This window comes from Priestia sp. JNUCC 25, from assembly GCF_053667915.1.
Map to the genome: position 1 here is coordinate 3,353,997 of NZ_CM132211.1, position 19,457 is coordinate 3,373,453.

Annotated in this window: 18 protein-coding genes; 3 read left to right on the forward strand and 15 right to left on the reverse strand. The window is 39.6% G+C overall.

What is annotated here, in order from left to right:
* Positions 1-12 precede the first annotated feature (12 nt).
* The 12 genes from JNUCC25_RS17445 to iolE all read right to left on the reverse strand — a co-directional run bounded on the left by JNUCC25_RS17445 (position 13) and on the right by iolE (position 14,596).
* Entirely contained in the window at positions 13-894 is an 882-nt protein-coding gene (locus JNUCC25_RS17445; protein ID WP_013058161.1) for a sugar phosphate isomerase/epimerase family protein, read from the reverse strand.
* 89 nt (positions 895-983) lie between these two features.
* Positions 984-2,021 carry a Gfo/Idh/MocA family protein gene (locus tag JNUCC25_RS17450; RefSeq protein WP_013058162.1) on the reverse strand — a complete coding sequence of 346 codons (1,038 nt, stop codon included), beginning with the start codon at positions 2,019-2,021 and terminating at the stop codon, positions 984-986.
* Positions 2,022-2,098: 77 nt separating this feature from the next.
* Positions 2,099-3,286: an MFS transporter gene (locus JNUCC25_RS17455; RefSeq protein WP_098399634.1), complete on the reverse strand. Its 1,188-nt coding sequence runs from the start codon at positions 3,284-3,286 to the stop codon at positions 2,099-2,101.
* 112 nt (positions 3,287-3,398) lie between these two features.
* On the reverse strand, positions 3,399-4,856 hold the full coding sequence (locus tag JNUCC25_RS17460) for a CoA-acylating methylmalonate-semialdehyde dehydrogenase (protein ID WP_078082037.1): 1,458 nt from the start codon (positions 4,854-4,856) through the stop codon (positions 3,399-3,401).
* Positions 4,857-4,880: 24 nt separating this feature from the next.
* The gene (iolC, locus tag JNUCC25_RS17465; protein WP_064471920.1) at positions 4,881-5,888 is read right to left on the reverse strand and encodes a 5-dehydro-2-deoxygluconokinase; all 1,008 of its coding nucleotides are present in this window, start codon (positions 5,886-5,888) and stop codon (positions 4,881-4,883) included.
* A gap of 15 nt (positions 5,889-5,903) precedes the next feature.
* Positions 5,904-6,722 (reverse strand): 5-deoxy-glucuronate isomerase, encoded by an 819-nt coding sequence (gene iolB, locus JNUCC25_RS17470; protein WP_064471921.1) that lies wholly within the window; start codon positions 6,720-6,722, stop codon positions 5,904-5,906.
* Between the two features lie 85 nt (positions 6,723-6,807).
* On the reverse strand, positions 6,808-8,730 hold the full coding sequence (gene iolD, locus JNUCC25_RS17475; RefSeq protein WP_053487549.1) for a 3D-(3,5/4)-trihydroxycyclohexane-1,2-dione acylhydrolase (decyclizing): 1,923 nt from the start codon (positions 8,728-8,730) through the stop codon (positions 6,808-6,810).
* A gap of 595 nt (positions 8,731-9,325) precedes the next feature.
* Positions 9,326-10,081 (reverse strand): DeoR/GlpR family DNA-binding transcription regulator, encoded by a 756-nt coding sequence (locus JNUCC25_RS17480; protein WP_013058168.1) that lies wholly within the window; start codon positions 10,079-10,081, stop codon positions 9,326-9,328.
* Positions 10,082-10,497: 416 nt separating this feature from the next.
* Positions 10,498-11,337: a class II fructose-1,6-bisphosphate aldolase gene (fba, locus tag JNUCC25_RS17485; protein WP_064472243.1), complete on the reverse strand. Its 840-nt coding sequence runs from the start codon at positions 11,335-11,337 to the stop codon at positions 10,498-10,500.
* 46 nt (positions 11,338-11,383) lie between these two features.
* Positions 11,384-12,241 carry a 2-keto-myo-inositol isomerase gene (gene iolI, locus JNUCC25_RS17490; protein WP_057273666.1) on the reverse strand — a complete coding sequence of 286 codons (858 nt, stop codon included), beginning with the start codon at positions 12,239-12,241 and terminating at the stop codon, positions 11,384-11,386.
* Positions 12,242-12,263: 22 nt separating this feature from the next.
* Positions 12,264-13,682 carry a sugar porter family MFS transporter gene (locus JNUCC25_RS17495; protein ID WP_064471924.1) on the reverse strand — a complete coding sequence of 473 codons (1,419 nt, stop codon included), beginning with the start codon at positions 13,680-13,682 and terminating at the stop codon, positions 12,264-12,266.
* Positions 13,683-13,702: 20 nt separating this feature from the next.
* Entirely contained in the window at positions 13,703-14,596 is an 894-nt protein-coding gene (gene iolE, locus JNUCC25_RS17500) for a myo-inosose-2 dehydratase (protein ID WP_454222230.1), read from the reverse strand.
* Between the two features lie 938 nt (positions 14,597-15,534).
* Between iolE and JNUCC25_RS17505 the strand changes: the two genes are divergently transcribed.
* A complete protein-coding gene (locus tag JNUCC25_RS17505; RefSeq protein ID WP_029323251.1) occupies positions 15,535-15,795 on the forward strand; it encodes an HPr family phosphocarrier protein in 261 nt (86 codons plus the stop codon).
* Between the two features lie 199 nt (positions 15,796-15,994).
* Positions 15,995-17,056 carry an NAD(P)-dependent alcohol dehydrogenase gene (locus JNUCC25_RS17510; protein ID WP_098288155.1) on the forward strand — a complete coding sequence of 354 codons (1,062 nt, stop codon included), beginning with the start codon at positions 15,995-15,997 and terminating at the stop codon, positions 17,054-17,056.
* 80 nt (positions 17,057-17,136) lie between these two features.
* Here the strand turns inward: JNUCC25_RS17510 and JNUCC25_RS17515 are convergent, their stop codons facing one another.
* The 3 genes from JNUCC25_RS17515 to JNUCC25_RS17525 form a co-directional block, all read right to left on the reverse strand.
* Positions 17,137-17,526 carry a MerR family transcriptional regulator gene (locus JNUCC25_RS17515; protein WP_013058176.1) on the reverse strand — a complete coding sequence of 130 codons (390 nt, stop codon included), beginning with the start codon at positions 17,524-17,526 and terminating at the stop codon, positions 17,137-17,139.
* A 248-nt stretch (positions 17,527-17,774) separates the two neighbouring features.
* The gene (locus tag JNUCC25_RS17520) at positions 17,775-17,951 is read right to left on the reverse strand and encodes an aspartyl-phosphate phosphatase Spo0E family protein (protein WP_231101766.1); all 177 of its coding nucleotides are present in this window, start codon (positions 17,949-17,951) and stop codon (positions 17,775-17,777) included.
* A gap of 242 nt (positions 17,952-18,193) precedes the next feature.
* A complete protein-coding gene (locus JNUCC25_RS17525; RefSeq protein WP_013058178.1) occupies positions 18,194-18,382 on the reverse strand; it encodes a hypothetical protein in 189 nt (62 codons plus the stop codon).
* Positions 18,383-18,656: 274 nt separating this feature from the next.
* Between JNUCC25_RS17525 and JNUCC25_RS17530 the strand changes: the two genes are divergently transcribed.
* Complete coding sequence (locus JNUCC25_RS17530) at positions 18,657-19,184, forward strand: cupin domain-containing protein (RefSeq protein WP_454222233.1); 528 nt, start codon at positions 18,657-18,659, stop codon at positions 19,182-19,184.
* The last annotated feature ends 273 nt before the right edge of the window (positions 19,185-19,457 follow it).

The following is a 19,457-nucleotide window of genomic DNA, read 5'->3' on the forward strand; positions in this document are numbered from 1 at the left end:
CAGTCAATCACGTTAAATGTTTAGGCCTTCTTTAATATTTAATCCTTCTCTAATTGACTTTAACGTTACTTCGTTTGACCATTCTGGTCGATCAGGGTAGGCAAATACAGAGTTTGTTACGATGCCGTCAAAATTAATTTCTCTCAATTTGCGATACAGTGCGTCAAAATCAATTTCTCCTTCACCAGGATTTAAATGCTGGTGAATCGTTACCTTCGCATCAGGCGGATTTACAATATAGCGCAGTCCAAACGCTGCTTTATGGTTAAGCGTATCAGCAATCAGAACGTGTGCAAGCAAATCACCTGCTTCATCAATATGCTTTGCTACATCGCCAATGCCATCGTCATAAAAGAAAGCATGAGGAACAGAATAAACTAATTTAATCCAGTCTTTATCCAGCGCACGAATCATTGCAATAGCTTCTGTATTTAACTCAATAAAATCATTTGGATGCGATTGGAGGTTAAGCTTAATTCCTTCTTTTTCAAAAATCGGCATCAGCTCTTCCATCGATTTAACAAAAGCCGCTTCGCTTTCAACAGGCCGGCTCTTGTCGCCGCTGAATTCACTGTTCATTAAATCTACTTCCAGCTCAGAAGTAATTTCAATTGTACGCTTCCAGTTCCTTACTGCCGCTTCGCGTTCCTGCTCATTTGGTGAAGACCACTGCTGCACCGGAAGCACAGAAGAAATTTTCACACCAGCATCGGCACAGTATCTTTTTAAGTCTTTTATACGCTGTTTATCAACTTTTGGGTATTCATAAAACCAAATAAAATCTTTACGCGGAGATAACTCTACGTATTCATAACCTAATCTTGCAACTGTATCAATCGTATCTTTTAAACTTGTATTATCACGGTAATGTGACGGATCATATGCTAAACGCAATGTAAAACTCCCCTTTCTTTTATGCACACTAGACGTGTCCATCCCCTAAGTTTTAATTAAGCTGTTTCGTAAGCAAAACGTTTTTACGCTTACAGTTTGCCGGCTGCGGTTAACGTTTTATAATAAAAATCCGGACGTTCACCTAACGAAATAGGAACAATGTTTCCTGATTTTTTTGCTTCTAAGCAAGCATCTGAAGTAACGGCCGCAACATAACCATCCCAAGCAGTTGGTCCATTCACTTCGCCTTTAAGCGTTGAATTAATCCAGTCTTGCAGCTCTGTATCATAAGAGTCAATGAATCGATCTTTCCAATCTACTAAAATTTCAGTAGATTTTTTTGCTTCACTGCGTAACACGACGCTTGAAGGTTCAGGTAAGTTGGCAATTCCTGTTTCTCCTACTACTTGACATTGAATATCATAGCCGTACTGGCAGTTTACAAAAACCTCAGCATCAATTCGGACGCCTTGCTTTGTTTCAAGCAGCACCATGATTGGATCTTGCAGATGTTCAAGTGCCTTGCTCGTTTTTCGCGGTGCCACGATTTGAACAGATACATAATCGTCATTTAATAACCAGCGCAACACGTCAATTTCGTGGATGAATGTATCAACAATTGACATATCGCCCGTGTATGTATCAGGTACCGTAGGATTTCTGTGTGCGCAGTGAACCATTAATGCTTCACCAATTTGCCCGCTTTCAATCACTTTCTTTAAAGCGCGATACCCTGTATCATAGCGGCGCATATAGCCGACTTGCACCAATGGCTTGCCGTGTGTAATTTCAGCGTCAACGATTCTTTTGCAGCCCTCTGCTGTTGTAGCAAGCGGCTTTTCGCAAAATACAGGTTTTCCAGCTTGAATCGCTGCCAGCACAAACTCCTCGTGCGTCGGTCCCCAAGACGTAACAACAACTGCATCTACATCTTCTGACTTAATCAGCTCATGTCCGTCATCATAAATAACGGCATCCAAATTTTGATTTTTTACAACAGCTTTTGCTTGTTCTTGATTTACATCCGTAACCGCAACAATTTTGCCGCCTGATAATGTATTGGTAATTCTTCTAATATGATCTTGTCCAATTGCTCCTGTTCCAATAACGCCAATTTTTAATACCACAATCAATGGCCTCCTTTAATATGTGAACTTAAATAATAGTGCTTAAAAATAGAAATAGATGCTTGCTGCCATACTTTTTATTTTGCTTTAAAAACTTTATATGACGCTTCTTTCTTATCCCATGCCGCTGCAAAAACAGTAGCAGTTAACCCTAAGGCTGCTGCAAAAAAGAAGCCTGCTTTAAGTCCCATCCAAGAATTTAATATTCCTGCAGCAAAAGGACCTCCGAATATTCCTAACGCATACAGCGCTTGGTAGACTCCCATCGCCGTAGCTCTTTTTTCTACAGCTATTCTTTCAATAGACATTCCTAACATAAGAGGAAACACTAATCCTAATGAAAAACCGTTCACACTTTGAATGATACAAAGCAAAAGTTTATTTTCCGTCATAGGAATCATACAGGTAAAGAATGCGGCCAGAAAAAATGCGGCCTTCAAGATGCTCCATTTTCCAAAGCGCCAAACAAATAGCTTTTCCATAATAAGAGGAGCAGCTGCATGAGGGATCATAAAGGAAAAGACAATCAAACTCAGCTCTCTCTCTCTAAATCCTGCGCTTAATGCGTACGCAGGAGTAAAACCAAACATAGTCGTGAAAATAATGCTGTGTGCTAAAATAGACAGCAGCGAAATTTTTAATAGCGAAGGCTCTTTTATTACGCCTATTAATTCCTTAAGCTTTATAGGTGATCTCTTTATGTTCTGTTTAGGCTCGTGAATGAAAAGAGAAAGAACGGCGCCTATTACACTCAAGATCGTCCCTATCCAAAACGGAGCGTGCCATCCCCACTTACTCACGATGTAACCGCTTAAACTCATACCCAAAAGCTGAGCCAAAACCACTATAAATGAGATGATATTCATAGCACGAGTAGTTTTTTCACGTTCAAAGTAGCATGAATATAAAATCGTAAAGGCAACCCACGTTGCCGCTGCCAATCCAGCTAAACACCGTGATATAAACACGCCTATTAAGCTATCGGTCAACGAAAATAGCAGGCAGCTGGACATGCTGGCTACCATGCCGAAGATAACAAACGGTTTTCTCATTTTCACAAAGTCTGAAAAGATCCCGAGCGGAAGGCGACATAACAGCTGCATGAGTCCATAGCTGCTTAACACTAAACCAATAAAGGCATACTTGCCTCCCAGCTCTTCCATATAAGGAGACAAAATAGGTACGTAAATAAACTGCGAGAACCAAAAGATAAACGAAACAGCTGCAAAAAGATACTTATCTTTGACGGTACTTATAGCACTCAACTAATCACTTCCATTTTGTTACTGCGAAAAAACCGACTTTTATTTTTTATTAGATTGTACTACAGGGTACCAGCAAATGTCGCTAGTATCCCATAGTACGATAAGTAAATTCTTAGTAGCGTGCCGTAACCATTTTCTTTCTTGTATAGAACTCTACGCCGTCCGTACCGTTGGCATGAAGATCGCCGTAGAAAGAGTCTTTCCAGCCTGAGAATGGGAAGAACGCCATAGGTGCCGGCACCCCTACATTCACTCCTAGCATGCCCGACTCAATATTTTCACGGAACTCGCGTACGCTTGCGCCGCTGTCTGTGTAGATACAAGCTCCGTTTGCGAATCGAGAGTTATTGGCAACGTCAATTGCTTCTTCTAACGTTTTTACACGCACGATAGAAAGCACCGGTGCAAAGATTTCATCTTGCCAGATTTTCATTTCTTGTGTAACGTTATCAAAAATAGTTGGTCCAACAAAATAGCCGTTCTCTTTTACTGCATGATCTTCGCGGCCGTCACGAACTAAGCGAGCTCCTTCTTCTACGCCAGATTCAATATAGCTAAGCGTACGTTCTTTATGGTTTTCACGAATAACCGGTCCTAAGAAAACATCTTTTTCTAATCCGTTTCCAATTACGATGTTGTTTGACTCTTGAACAAGTCGTGAAATTAATTCATCTGCCACGTCTTCTTGCACCGTTACGACAGATGCTGCCATGCAGCGTTCACCTGCTGATCCGAAAGCAGCTCCGATAATTTGTTTTGTTGCTACGTTTAAGTCAGCATCGTTTAATACGATTGAGTGGTTTTTAGCACCCGCTAATGCTTGAACACGCTTTAAGTTTTCTGTACCTTTTTTATACACATATTCAGCTACTGGCTGCGAACCTACAAACGAAATAGCTTTCACTAATTTATGTTCAAGAAGGCCATTTACCACATCATGCGCGCCGTTTACAATGTTTAATACGCCTTTTGGCAATCCAGCTTCTTCAAATAATTCTACTAATCTTGCTGCTAAAAGCGGCGTGCGCTCAGACGGCTTTAATACAAATGTATTACCGCAAGCAATCGCAAGAGGGAACATCCAGCAAGGAACCATCATTGGGAAGTTGAACGGCGTGATCCCGCCAATAACGCCGATTGGATAACGATACATGCCAGACTCAATGCCAGTTGCAATGTCAGGAAGCTGTTTTCCCATCATTAACGTAGGAGCACCTGCTGCAAATTCTACGCATTCAATTCCGCGCTGTACTTCTCCGCGCGCTTCATTAAAGCTTTTTCCGTTTTCAAGCGTCACAAGTTTTGCTAATTCGTCCCAGTTATCTACTAATAGCTGCTGATATTTAAATAAGATACGCGCACGTTTTGGCACCGCAGTTTTTGACCATCCTTTGAAGGCTTCATTCGCAGCTTGCACCGCTTGATCTACATCTGCTTTTGTTGAAAGAGGCACCTCTGCAATAACTTCACCCGTTGCAGGGTTATAAACTGGTTCTGTAAGACTTGTAGATGAATTCACCCATTCGCCGCCAATATAGTTTTTTACTGTTTTTACTGTTGTTTGTGTCATGTTCATTCTCCTCTCAATTTTTGATTACGCTTGTTGCAGTACTTCTTCAGCTGTTTCCATAAACTGCTTAATTTCTTCTACAGTTGGCATTGCATCGGAAGAGCTGTGTTTTGAAATAACGATGGAAGCAGAAGCACCGCCAAATCTCATAGCTTCAGGAATTGTAAACCCTTGCATTAACCCGTAAATAAAAGCAGATGCGTAGGAGTCGCCAGCTCCAAATGTTTTGAGCACTTTTGTTTTAAAGATGCCGCCTCGATGAGACTGGCCGTCTTTCGTATAAGCAATCGACCCTTCTCCCCCGTGCTTGATGACGACAATCTTAGCATGATGAGAAAACCATCGTTCAGCTGTAACTTGATCATTTGATTCTTCATAATTTAAAAGCTTTTCCATCATATCGAATTCTTCTCGCGTACCGATAATCACGTCTGATTTCTCTGCTGCTAAATTATAATAGACTGCCGTTTCAGCTTCTGACTCCCACGTGTATGGGCGGTAGTCAACGTCAAAGAATACAACCACGCTATGTTTTCTGGCGTATTCAAGAGCAAGAAACACTGCTTCTCTTGAAGGACTTTTAGCAAGAGCCGTTCCAGAGATGAGCAGCGCTTTTGATTGCTTGATGTACTCTTCAGAAACTTCCGTCGGATCAAGCTTTAAATCTGCCACGTTATCACGGTACATAAGGATGCTGCATTCTTCAGGACTTTTAATTTCAGTAAAGGCCAGTCCCGTTACGGCTCCTGTTTGATCAACTACAATGCCTTCTGTGTTGATGTTATGTTGATTTAAATATCTGGTGCTGAAGCGGCCCATTTGGTCATCTGACACTTTTCCAATAAAGCCTGTCTTCATTCCAAGTCTAGAAAGACCAATGGCGATATTAGCAGGAGATCCTCCTACATATTTTGTAAACGTCATCGTGTCTTCCATCGGGCGATTAAATTCATTTGCATTTAAGTCGATGCAAAGCCTTCCTACTGCAAGAAGGTCAAATCGCTTTTGCGAATCGAATGTTAAATAACTCATAGTCACGTCTTCTCCTTACTTTAATGCTAATTTTTCTTCCATAATCCATTCATGATCTTTGCTATTATTAAATTTCCATGTTCGAACAGGACCAGCCATGACGTTTAAATAATAAACTTCATAACCCGGAGGAGCAGATACCGGGTGATACCCTTTAGGAACCAAGACTGCATCTCCATCTTTAATGATCATTGTTTCATCTAGAGATTGATCGTCCGTATATACCCGTTGAATCGCAAATCCATGTCCTGGGTTAACTTTATGATAGTACGTCTCCTCTAAATACGATTCATGCGGCAAGTTATCTTGATCATGCTTATGAGGAGGATAGCTTGACCAGTTTCCTTCCGGCGTAAACACTTCGACTACTAGCAAACTATCAGCCGGCTTTTGTTCTGGAAGAATGTTATGGACTTGTCTCGCGATATTTCCTGCTCCGCGATGCTCTATGCCCACATCCTGCGGCGTAATTAAACGAGCAGGGTATGTACCTTTTCCAGGTGCTGCGCACACCGCAATTTCCAAGTCGGTTACAGCTTCTACTTCATAGTGATCATCATTCGATACATATACGGAGTACGGAGGGATTTTTTCAAAGATCTCCATTCGCCGTCCGATATTTTCCCATTTCTCTTCTTTTGTAGAAACGTTGGACTTACCGGTTAAAATCACAATACAAATCTCTTGATTTTCCGTGTTCTTTTTAAGCTTTTGACCTTTTTTTAATGAGTAAACGTCAAAGCCAATGTACTCCCATCCTGCAGATTGTGGGGTGATGCTTAGCACGTTTCCATCACTGTCAGCTGTTTTTGTTGGTACGATTAAATCAGCCATTACTTTCCACACCTTTCTATTTCTTATTTTTTAACGTGTTTATGCTAGGGACACTCTTTGCTAAAGCTTCTAGTTTTTTAAGAGCTTAATATTTTCTTGCTTTTTGCAACTGGCTTTCTTTGCCTTCAAACGCCGTTTGAACGTCTGAGCTTTCAGATACGGCTGCTACTCCTACATGCCACCAAGAATCGTAGCCGTCCGTCATTGTTTTTGGAAGAACTTTAATGTCAATCAGTGTACTAACACTTTGCTTTTTTGAATCTTCAATGGCACATTCAAGCTCTTCCATCGTATACACTTCATATGTTTTTGCTCCGTACGCAGCTCCAGATTGAGCAAAGTTGATGCGCATAATATCTCCATCAAGCTGCCCCGTCCGTGGATTACGAACGCGGAATTCTGTGCCGAAGCTTTCAATTCCATTATCCATTTGCAGGTTGTTGATGCAGCCAAAGCCTGAATTATCAAAAAGAACAATATTTATTTTAATTCCTTCTTGAATGCTCGTTACCAGCTCACTATGAAGCATTAAGTAGCTTCCGTCTCCTACCATCGCATACACTTCTTTATCCGGCTCAGCCATCTTAGCGCCCAAGGCAGAAGCAATTTCATAGCCCATACATGAATATCCGTATTCAAGGTGATACGTATTACGTTCATTTGAGATCCACATGCGCTGAAGGTCACCCGGGAGGCTTCCCGCTGCACATGTAATAATAGAATCAGGTGCAATTAGTTCGTTTACTTTACCAAGCACAGTCGTTTGGACAAGTTCTGTGCTCAGGCTATCTTTATATTCCGACAGGCTTTGATCAAAATGCCCTTTGATTTCCGGAACAAATTCTTCGCCTGTGTATGCAATGTTTTTTAGACGAGTCAGCTCTTCATTCCACTCTGATTTAGCTTCTTCAATTTCAGTTTCATAGCCTGATTTGTAGCCTTCTAACGCAGACGAAAGAGCTTCAAGACCCACTTTGGCATCCGCGACAATTTTGGTAGCCTCCAGTTTTGACGCGTGAAATTCAGAAATATTAATGGTTAACACATCCGTCTCAGCGTAAAACAGCTTTGAAGAAGTCGTAAAATCTGTGAAACGTGTCCCAACACCAATAATTAAATCCGCGGATTGTGCTATTTTATTAGCAGCGCTGTTACCCGTTACGCCAACTCCTCCTAGATTTAAAGGGTGATTGCTTTCAAGACCGCTTTTTCCAGCTTGCGTTTCGCTAAACGGAATATGAAACTTTTCAGCAAATGCAGCAAATGTATCCGCAGCCTCTGAATAACGAACGCCGCCTCCTAAAATAAGAAGAGGCTTTTTCTTTGATTTAATCAGCTCCACCGCATTTCTAATACTTTCTTGCGAAGGCTCGCGGCGTTCAATCAGGTGGGTACGCTCACGGAAGAAACTTTCTGGAAAATCCCACGCTTCCCCTTGTACATCCTGCGGCAGCGCGATTGTAACGGCTCCTGTATCTGCCGGATCTGTTAATACACGCATCGCATTGATCATAGCCGACATCAGCTGTTCTGGACGGCTGACTCGATCCCAGTACTTGCTGACGGACCGGAAGGCATCATTTGTAGAAAGAGATAAATCATGCGTTTGTTCAATTTGTTGAAGAACCGGATCCGGCTGGCGAGTTGCAAACACATCGCTTGGCAAAAGCAGCACCGGAATATTGTTTGCAGTAGCCGTCGCAGCCGATGTAACCATATTCGCTGAGCCTGGACCAACGGAAGAAGAGCAGGCCATGATTTGCTTTCGATGTTTTTGTTTTGCAAAAGCTACTGCAGCATGAGCCATTCCCTGCTCGTTTCTGCCTTGATACACTTCAAGCTCCCCTGGGTTTTCCTGCAGCGCTTGCCCGATCCCCACCACATTTCCATGTCCAAAAATGGTGAATACTCCTTTGATGAAACGCTCTTTTTTTCCATCAAACTCTACATATTGCTGATTTAGAAATTTTACTAAAGCTTGACTAGTTGTTAACCTTATCGTTTTCATATACCTTCCTACCTTATCTTCTGAAATTAATCACCATCAGATTGATTTTTCTACCCTTTTTTCTTTTTTTAAATGAAATCGATTTCATTCTATGCGATAAATGAGGTTCTATCCTCTTACTTCCTAGCTCTTTCCTTTGTTTTAGCTCCTATTTAGCGATGAGACAAATACTTTCAATCCCTGTACTTTTTAATACTTGAAGATGGAGAAAAGCTCGAAAATTCATCATAAATTCCACTTTCTAATGAAATCGATTTCATTTGGTGTTAAAAAAATATTTTTCAAACTCCATCCTTAACTTCCCCATCAATTTTTCATGTTCTGTCTTACTTGTAAAACCAATCTTATTATACATTTAGCTTCGTTCAATGAAATCGATTTCATCTAATTTTAAAAGCGCTTTCTTATCTATGAACCTAGTTTATAATATTCAGTTTACTTTGTAAACACTTTTTTAAAAATTTTGTTAGTTTATCTTTTCATTCACTGTAACCGCTTTATAGAGGAGCACGATATGAAGAAAAAAGAAAAGGCATACTTCTATGTATGCCTACTGGCTCTAGATCTAAGCATATGTATAATAACTCAAAAACACTTATTCTTCCGCAAGGATAAGTGTAATCTCATTTTCTTTTGCATAGTGCTGATAGCTGACGTCCACTTTATCTGTAATTAAATAATCCACTTCATGCAGCTGACAATACGTAATCATTGCATACTTATCAAATTTTGTATGATCTGCTAATAAAAACACTTTTGTACTTCTTTTTATGACCGTTTCTTTGATTTCACTTTCAACGGGCGATGAATTGGTAACGCCATTTGATATGGAAATACCCGTAGAAGCCATAAATACTTTATCAAAGTTGTAGTTCTTTACAGGATTGGCATGGTTAAAGCTTGAAAATGATTGAGTTTCACGCTCAAGATAGCCGCCCGTAGAAATTACTTTTAACGCATCAAAAGGCAAGGCTTTTACTATAACATCTAAACTATTGGTAACAATCGTTATTGATTTGTCTTTTAGAAATTCAATCATTTCTAACGTGGTGGTTCCTGAATCAATAAAGATGACGTCTCCGTCTTCTACGTACTGAGCTGCCGTTTTGGCAATTAAACGCTTTTGAAACTGATTTCTTGTTTGTCTTTCATTAAATGATTCAAGCTTCACATGGTTAACGGCTACTCCGCCATATACTTTTTTAATATGCCCTTCATCCACTAACTTTTGAACGTCGCGTCGAATCGTGTTTTTAGAGACTTCAAACACCGAAACCAAATCATCTAATGAGACAGATTCATGTTCAAAAACATACTCTTGAATTTGTTGAATTCGCTTCGTTTTTAACATTTCTACCTCTCCCATTTATCTTTCTTTTCGCTTTTTTGTTACTTACTATTATAACCTTTACAAAAGGCATTTTCTAGAAGAGTAACTGCTAAAACAAAGAGAGTTTGAGACATAACTACATCAATTCCAGCTAAAGACAAACAAGTTAGATACATAAGCTAGTATAAATCGTTTGTTGCACCGCTGGTGATTTTCGTGCAAGGCTTCGCTTCCTGCGGGGTCTCACCTCTTCCGCTTTTCCCGCAGGAGCCTTCGCCTTCCCCTCCAATCAACAGCTAGAAGCAACTACATACCTGAAACCTACGCTCATCATCACCATGAAAAAATCCGAACGAGTTTGATTCTCCATCAAGAATCTCCATTCATCGTTCGGATCTTGCTTCAACTATAATGCTTTTGTCCCAGCCTCTTTTTTATTAAGCCTTATGACTTGTATGAAACTCTCTCATTTTCTCTTTTACAGTCGCCATAACCGCTTCTTTTCCCGGTGTAAGAATGGTTCGCGGATCATACACTGCACTGTCGCTTTCCAATGTTTGACGGACAGCGCGCGTCCAGGCCTGAAGGCACTCTGTGTTCACATTGATTTTCGCATGTCCAAGAGCTATTGCTTTTTGAATTTGATAGTTTGGTATACCCGAACCGCCGTGTAAAACCAGCGGTACATCTGTTAAGTCAGCTATTTCTTTCATTTCATAAAAGCCTAGCTGCGGTTCGCCTTGGTACTGTCCGTGAACTGAACCTAAAGCAGCCGCCAAAGCATCGACTCCCGTTTCTTTTACAAGACGCAGACATTCGGCAGGGTCAGCGTACACGATGTTGCCAACAAGCCCGTCTTCCATGCCTCCGACTGTTCCGACTTCGGCTTCAACGGAGACATACTGAGCAGCAGCATAGTCTACTACTTGCTTAGTTATGGCAATATTTTCATCAATTGGATAGTGAGAACCGTCAAACATGACCGAGCTAAACCCAGCGTCGATAGCTTTTTTACATCTTTCTACACTCATACCGTGATCTAAGTGAAGCGCGACAGGAACTGTAATGTTCATTTCGTCTAACAAGCCTTCAATCATGCCTACAATCGTTTTAAATCCGCCTAAATAGTCTACAAGCCTGTCTGAAACGGCTGCAATGACAGGCGCTTTTTCCTCTTCGGCAGCTTGTAAAATGGCCTGTGCCCACTGCAGGCTGTTAATATTATACTGACCAACCGCATAGTTTCCTTTTTTAGCGGCATGAAGCATATCTTTCATTGATACTAGTTTTGAAGATACTAACGTCACCGACTGACACTCCTTATCATGAATATGATTTTGTTGTTTGAAAGCTGTAGTATTCCGAGATAGCCTTAATGGTTGTCTCTTTAGCCGTCTTAATTGCTTCTTCTGCGCTTAATTGATAATATTCAGGTCGAAATAGCTCTACAGATACCGCATCATTATAGCCTTTTTCCTTTAATGTTGAGAAAATAGCAGCTAAATCAATTGCTCCTAGACCTGGCCATACTCGGTCTTCATCTGTTAAGAAGCCAATAGGAAAATCTTCCGTGTCATCAATATGAACGATAAATATTTTAGAAATATCCGCTTGTTTTAAGTCTTCTAGTTTTGATCCCATTGCATGAAAGTGGAAGCAGTCAAGTACTAAGCCTACGTTATCGCGGTTTACAGCTTGAACAATATCATAAGCTTGATCAAATGTATTAACCGTGCACTGAGGGTGTCCTACAAACTCAACGGCGATTTTAACTCCGTAAGGTTCAGCCAATTCCGATAATTCATTCAGCACTTGTACGCAGCTATTCTTAATCTCTGCTTTTACTATTTTTTGTTCCGTTACTAAAGGAACGGCTACAATATAGGGAGCACCTATCTTTTGAGCGGTTTCTAGCATACTTTTAAACTCTTCTATCACTTCCTTGTACTCTTTTTCACTGCGGTTATTAAAGAAGACTAAAGCATTCAGCGCTAGCGGTTTAATATGATTTTCATTAAAAAACTGTGCTAAATCATCCATTGAGTGGCTTTCTAAATACTCAGGCAGCTTATCCATTGTACGAATTTCGATATAATCATATCCGTGCTTGTTGCAATACTCAAGGTCCTTTACAAGATTTGAATTTTCTAATGTTGTTGCTTCGTTAAAACATAGTTTCATAATCATTCTCTCCATTCTTTACTTAAATAATTTTATTGTCATTCATGACGTCAGCGTCTTCATTATCATAGCTGCGGAACCTTTGCTCCAGTTCTTCAAGTGTAAGCCCTTTCGTTTCTGGTAAAAACTTTTTAACAAATAAAATCGCTCCGATTCCGAGTACAACAAAAACAAAAAACGTAGTGGATAAGCCAATGCTGGCCAGTAAAACAGGAAACGTTAACCCTACAAGGAAGTTAATTCCCCACAGACAAAATACGGTAACACCCATCCCTAAGCCTCTTAATCGTAAAGGGAAAATTTCCGAAAGCATTAGCCACGTTACCGGGGATATAGCTCCCTGCTGAAACGCGAGGAACGTAATCGTTAGTGCTAATACGATATATGGAAGTGCCGCAGATCCTTCAAATACAAGAGAAAATATACCAATCAGCAGCAGGGCAGTAGTCGTTCCCACCAATCCCGTTATAAGCATTGGTCTGCGTCCAACTTTACCTAGCAGCCAAATCCCTACAAACGTGGCTAAAACAGATATGACTCCATTTCCGATATTTCCAATAAGAGCAGCTTCTGTTTGAAAACCTGCGTCTTTTAAAATTTCAGTGCCGTAATACATGATGGAATTTACGCCGGTAATTTGCTGTACGACAGCAATTCCAATACCAAGGAAAACGACTCTTCGAACCCACGGAGTTGTTAAGTCTTTAAACGTTGCTTTTTCCATTTTTGCTTCTTTCTCGTAAGCGCTCTCAATCTCCTTCAGCTCTGATTTGGCTCGTTTACTTTCTCGTATCTTTTGAAGAACCGTTAGCGCTTCGTTATTTTTCCCTTTTGACACAAGCCAGCGCGGACTTTCTGGTACTCTAAGCATGCCAAAGAATAAAAAGACAGCTGGAATGGCAGCGATTGGCAGCATATATCGCCAAACGTGAGGGTTTTCTCCTAGCATATTTCCGATAATCGCGTTAAACGTAAAGGCAAGAAGTTGACCAGTAACAATCATAAGTTCATTTTGAGTTACCATTTTCCCTCTGCTTTCAGCTGGTGACATTTCAGCTAAATATGTCGGTACGGTAACAGATGCGCCCCCTACAGCAAGTCCTAATAGGAAACGGCAAAGAATCATAACGGCTGCGTTTGGCGAAATTGTACATCCAATTGTGGAAACAAAAAATAGAATGGCGAGATACAGAATCGTTTTACGCCGCCCGTTATAATCTGCTAGCCTGCCGCCTATCACTGCACCAAATGCAGCACCAAATAACAGAGCGCTCGTTACAAGACCTTGAGTAAAAGAGTTGAGATTCAATTGATCAGATTCAGACATATAAGGCAGTGCCCCGTTAATAACTCCCGTGTCATATCCAAAAAGCAGTCCACCAAACGTAGAAACTAAAATGATCGTACGTAAAAATGAATGTTGATTTCCCTGTTTACCCATGCTAATTCCCCCGTCTTATTTTAAGAATGAATAACTAACTTTTCGTTAATGTACTTTCGGGCCATTAAAGCATATTCCAATGGATGCGCAATGGAAGGGTCCTGTTCCGCCTCAACCACAATCCATCCTTTGTAATTATAGTCAACTAACGCTTTATACACGTTTGTAAAATCTACACATCCATCACCCGGCACGGTAAACATACCGGCTAGAAACGACTGCAAAAATGACTTTCCTTCTCGCTTGCACTGCTCCAGTACGTTTCTTCTTGCATCTTTAAAATGAACGTGTTTAATACGATCTATATGTTTATGTAATAGCTCCATATAGTCTCCGTCAGAAACATAAATATGTCCCGTATCATATAAAAGATGAACATGATTTGCGTCCGTTCCTTCCATTAACCGATCAATTTCAGCTAATGTCTGTACACCTGTTCCCATATGGTGATGATAGACAAGACGTAAACCGTATTCTGCTGCGATTTTTCCCAGCTCATTTAATCCTGCACATAAAGCTTCCCATTCTTGATCACTGAAATAAGGTTTTTCAGCAAAAACATTTCTTTCAATCCCTTGAACACTGTAAGTTTGCTCAGATACGACCGCCACGTCAGCATGCACTTCCTGTAGATACTGACAATGTTTGTGAAATAAACTTAACGTCTCCTCTATCCCATCACGAATGATAAAACTGCTAAACCATTGACCCGCAATTCTTAAATTTCGAAGCTCAAGCTCTTTGTTTAATATGCTTGGTTCAGGAAAAAAACCTCCCACTTCTGTTCCTTGAAAGCCCGCTACGACGATATCGCTTAACAGATGCTGCAATGTGTTTTCTGCACCAATTTCAGGAATATCATCATTTCTCCAGCCGATTGGAGCAATTCCCCACAGAATATTTTCGTTTTCCATTTTGATTCCTCTTTTCCCCTTATTGTGTAATGCTGCCTCACTAGCAATAGATAGTGATAAAACTTAACAATCCTATAACTCTACAAATGAAATCGATTTCATTTGTAGATAAAAAAACTCTTTTGTTATGTGTTGGTTAAATATTGGTTAAGTTTGAATTAATATTAATATTAAAAACGCTTTCAGTCAATGAAAAAATTTCAGAATTTTTTATACACTGCATCTGCCTAAAAGCTTATTCCTTCTAAAAATGCTACTTATAAAAGATATCGTATCCACTTATATAACCACAAAAAAAGCTTTATCTACTGTTATTTCAACAATAGATAAAGCTTTTATGAGCAAAGTTATATTTCTTATTTTAATAGTATGATTATTTAGTATGAATTTATGGAATAGATTTATAAAAAAATGACCTGCATCCTTTTTATAATCAGTTTCCTTTTACTTTTATAATAGCTTCTCCATAGCTTGTCATTGACGTTTTAAATTCAGTTATGAACTGTTCTATTTTTGAAATAGATTTTTTCATTTCATCGTCCCCTTTGCCTCTTATATAGCTCTATTATCAACAATTGTCTGCTGTTTGACAAAGTCAGCGGAAACGGAAACATTCCACATGAAAACGTACACATACCTGTTAAAAGAAGCAAATCTTCTCATTTGCTTAGTATTTCATCATTTTTCTTTCTTTTTTAGGGTCTCTTCTTACGTTTTTTGCTTATCCAACAAAAGGATTTATGAGAACTTTCCTTTAAAAGCGGCAGTGCGCTTCGCTCGCATTCCCTCATACTAACAGCAGGATCACTATGTGCATTAACATTAGGCTTACCTTTTCTTCCCTTTCCTCTTTTTATCCAAATTACCTCTTGCCTTAAAGTAGACTTTAACGTTTAAGCTAGTTTTATAGCTTTAAAAAACAAAAAAGGAGAAATACTATGCTGATTAAAAGGATTATGGTGCAACTCCCCGGCGGACTTCAGGCTAGACATACAGCTTTATTTGTACATAAAGCTTTCTCTTTTAAAAGTAACATTCTTCTTGCGAAAGACGGAAAATCTGCGAATGCCAAATGCATAATGAAGGTTATGGAGCTAGCTGTTAAAGAAGGAGATGAAATTACCTTACTGACAGGTGGAATCGATGAACACGCCGCCGTTCGCACCCTTGAAGAATTTCTTTTAACTAAACATAGATAAAAAGCTGCTACACTATTCCTTACTCTCCTTTTTTTCATAAAATCATAGAAAGCAAAATTTTTTAAAAAAACTCTTGCTTTAAAGTCGACTTTAACGTTTAAGCTAGTGTTGTAGCTTTTAAATACATCAAGCGTAGTCAGTGAATGCCATTGTGCTAGCAACTGGTTATGTTTAATACGAAAGGATTGTGTTTTTACTTATGTGTAATAATCATCAACATACAACAACATCACGTGTTCTAAGTGCGCGGCATGCAAAGGCAAAATTCGAGAACACGACAATTGAACGCAGAGAACTGCGAGCAGACGACGTTTTAATTGATATTAAGTTTAGCGGTATCTGTCACTCTGATATTCATAGTGCATTTGATGAGTGGGGCGGCGGAATGTTCCCGATGGTTCCTGGTCATGAAATCGCAGGAGTAGTTGAAGCGGTTGGAGAAAACGTAACAAAATACAAGGTTGGCGATCGCGTTGGCGTTGGATGTTTCGTTGACTCTTGCGGAGAGTGCGAGTACTGTGTAAACGGTGATGAGCAATACTGTACAAAAGGCGTTGTTCAAACGTATAATTCATTGGATTATGACGGAAACCGTACATACGGGGGCTACAGCCAAAAAATCGTCGTAAAAGAAGGATTCGTTGTTCGTATTCCTGATAATTTAAGTATGGATGCAGCAAGTCCGCTTCTATGTGCAGGGATTACAACATTTTCTCCGTTAAAGCACTGGAATGCCGGTCCTGGCAAGAAAGTTGCGATCGTGGGAATGGGCGGTCTTGGACATGTAGCGATTCAATTTGCACATGCAATGGGTGCTGAAGTAACCGTACTGAGCCGTTCTAACAATAAAAAAGAAGAAGCTCTAAGCTTTGGCGCAGACCATTATTTTGCGACAAGTGATGAGACGACATTCACTGAATTAGCAGGTCGCTTTGACCTTATCTTAAACACGGTATCGGCTAACCTGAACGTGGATCAATACTTATCTTTACTTCGCGTAGATGGAACGCTTGTTAATGTTGGCGCACCGGCTAACCCAGATCAATACAGCGTATTCTCACTTATCATGGGACGTCGCAGCATTGCTGGTTCACTTGTAGGCGGCATTCGTGAAACACAAGAAATGCTTGATTTTGCGGCTGAACACGGCGTTGCCCCTATGATTGAAGTTATCGATGCGAATCAAGTAGATGAAGCGTACGAACGCGTTCTTCGCAGCGATGTTCGCTATCGATTTGTTATTGATATCTCTACACTGTAAGTTTAGAAGAAAAGCGGGCAGCTAATTGAATTAGCTGCCCGCTTTTTATTCTTTATAAAATAAGAAAAACAAACGGTAAATTAGGCTTTAAATGAAAGCTCTTCCTGATACTTTTGCTCTAATTTATCATAATAATCAATTTTCGTTTCAACTTTTCTAAAAGCTGCGTCCAGCTCTCTTTGTTTTTCCATCATTTTCTCTCTATGCTTTTCAAATATCTGCTTGCGCAAACCGATTGTATCATCGCCTTCTTGTGTTAATTCAACAATTTTACGTAATTCTAAAAGAGCAATATCCGTTTTTCGTAAGCAAATAATAAATTCTAGCCACTCGATATCGGACTCGCTAAAAATACGATTTCCGTTTTCATCTCTTTTTATAAAAGGTAAAAGCCCCTGCTGTTCGTAGTATCGAAGCGTATGCGTAGGCAGCCCTACCTTTGCAGCGGCCTCTTTAATATGATATTCCATTTCACTATACCCTCCATCGCCATTCTTAGTACGGCGTTTGCTTTATGTATCTAAGCTTCCCTTTTCACGGGTGCTTTCAACTCATCTTTTAGATTTCTACTATACGATATATATAATAGATTCCGCTATTTTCTTTGCTATAAGGTAACTGTATAAATAGTATCATAAACATTAAAGTAAACGTTAAGGCAACTTATAAAGAGCTGCCGTGAAGTCAGCAGCTCTTTTCATTTTTATATAAAATACGATTAATCTGCGGCCATCACTTTCCTTAGTTCATTTAATAAATAATCAAGGGTTTGACTGATTCGAACTGTATTACGGCTTGTAAAACCTTCTGTAAGTCCTAACATAACCATATGCTCTCTTTCTGTTTCGATTTCTGTCATTAAGACTTGCATGACAACTCCTTTATACCACTTCACAGCTCATCACCCCTTTTTACTATACATATATCTCATATGCGGTAATCTTAAACCTATCATACAGGTTTTTGGGGGTGAATAGCGAGTTTTATAGCTTCAACAGTTTTATTTTTTATAAAGTCAATATACTAATATACTTATTGAAATAGAAAGTATCACTCCACTTTCTGTTAGAAGTTAAGAAAAGGCCTCCATTTAGGAGGCCTTTTCTTATTTCTTATAAAGCAGTCTAATACAAAGCCTTAGCCTCTAAAATATTCTCTATAATACGAACCTTTCTCACACTCTATCTCATAGCGCAGCCTCGTTTGCTTTCTGTAAAGCTCTTCGGACAGCTCATTAAATTCACCTTCTGTGATAGATCCATGAATTAAATTGTTGAATAAATTATTAAGATGTTCAGTTAATTCTTGAAGTTTTTTTTCTTTCAATGAACATCACCCTTTAAAATAATTTTCATCTCCTAAAATTATATCAAATAAAACGTTTTCATACGATATTTTTTTAATGAATTATCGTATGAAAGTGATGAAAGTATTTTTTAACTACCGCAAAACAGTCGAAAGGCTCAGATAAATCATTAATCACATGATTTCAGCAAAAAAGAAGTGGATAAAGACCGCGGACAAAAAGGCAAATGGTATCAACCGTTTTGACAAAAGCATAGGATGAAAAGAAAAATTAAACGAGAAAAGGAGAATGAGTATGCACTATACACCTTATTATCATCAGTGGCAGACCCCAGTGTACTACAGCTGGCACCCATATAGTTATTATGTGCCGAATCACTATCACACCAGCGAACAGTTTCAGCAAAGAAACGGTAAATTAAAGGACTACGGACCAAGGCCATTTGTTATTAACATTAATGAAGCGTCAAAGCAAAATAATACGTACCGCACTGCTTTATGGACGGGAACACATTTACAAGTGACGTTAATGAGTCTTAAACCCGGTGAAGATATCGGCTTAGAAATCCACCCTAACGTTGATCAATTCCTGCGCATTGAACAAGGGCAAGGCGTTGTTCAAATGGGCAAAAGTAAAAACAATCTAACCTTTAAACGAAAAGTCTACGATGATGATGCGATATTTATCCCTGCCGGAACGTGGCATGATGTCACCAATACGGGTACCACTCCGCTAAAGCTTTACTCCATATACGCTCCTCCAAACCATCCGTTTGGCACAGTTCATGTGACAAAAGCAAACGCCCTGGCTGAAGAACATTAAAGATAAGCAGAGCGTTATGCAGGATTGGAAAGCTTTTTCAGGATCAATACTAAGTGAATAGACGGATGTTGACTAAAGAAGCTCGCTAGAAAATCGGTGTATGACCTTTTCTAGCGGGCTTTTTTTAAACTTGCTATACATACAGGATTTTATAGCCAAGGAAAGAATTATAGAATAAACTACTCTTTTTAAACAGCTCAAAATAACTGAAAGGCAAACAGGCGATGAAAATATTTTATAAAATTCCCAAATCAAACGTAAATCCTTCTCTTA

Excerpts from the sequence above, each read along its gene's own strand:
- JNUCC25_RS17460 (WP_078082037.1), bottom strand. The coding sequence starts at position 4,856 with ATGACACAAACAACAGTAAAAACAGTAAAAAACTATATTGGCGGCGAA.
- iolC (WP_064471920.1), bottom strand. The coding sequence starts at position 5,888 with ATGAGTTATTTAACATTCGATTCGCAAAAGCGATTTGACCTTCTTGCA.
- iolB (WP_064471921.1), bottom strand. The coding sequence starts at position 6,722 with ATGGCTGATTTAATCGTACCAACAAAAACAGCTGACAGTGATGGAAAC.
- iolD (WP_053487549.1), bottom strand. The coding sequence starts at position 8,730 with ATGAAAACGATAAGGTTAACAACTAGTCAAGCTTTAGTAAAATTTCTA.
- JNUCC25_RS17480 (WP_013058168.1), bottom strand. The coding sequence starts at position 10,081 with ATGTTAAAAACGAAGCGAATTCAACAAATTCAAGAGTATGTTTTTGAA.
- fba (WP_064472243.1), bottom strand. The coding sequence starts at position 11,337 with ATGAAAGATATGCTTCATGCCGCTAAAAAAGGAAACTATGCGGTTGGT.
- iolI (WP_057273666.1), bottom strand. The coding sequence starts at position 12,241 with ATGAAACTATGTTTTAACGAAGCAACAACATTAGAAAATTCAAATCTT.
- JNUCC25_RS17495 (WP_064471924.1), bottom strand. The coding sequence starts at position 13,682 with ATGGGTAAACAGGGAAATCAACATTCATTTTTACGTACGATCATTTTA.
- iolE (WP_454222230.1), bottom strand. The coding sequence starts at position 14,596 with ATGGAAAACGAAAATATTCTGTGGGGAATTGCTCCAATCGGCTGGAGA.
- JNUCC25_RS17505 (WP_029323251.1), top strand. The coding sequence starts at position 15,535 with ATGCTGATTAAAAGGATTATGGTGCAACTCCCCGGCGGACTTCAGGCT.
- JNUCC25_RS17510 (WP_098288155.1), top strand. The coding sequence starts at position 15,995 with ATGTGTAATAATCATCAACATACAACAACATCACGTGTTCTAAGTGCG.
- JNUCC25_RS17515 (WP_013058176.1), bottom strand. The coding sequence starts at position 17,526 with ATGGAATATCATATTAAAGAGGCCGCTGCAAAGGTAGGGCTGCCTACG.
- JNUCC25_RS17530 (WP_454222233.1), top strand. The coding sequence starts at position 18,657 with ATGCACTATACACCTTATTATCATCAGTGGCAGACCCCAGTGTACTAC.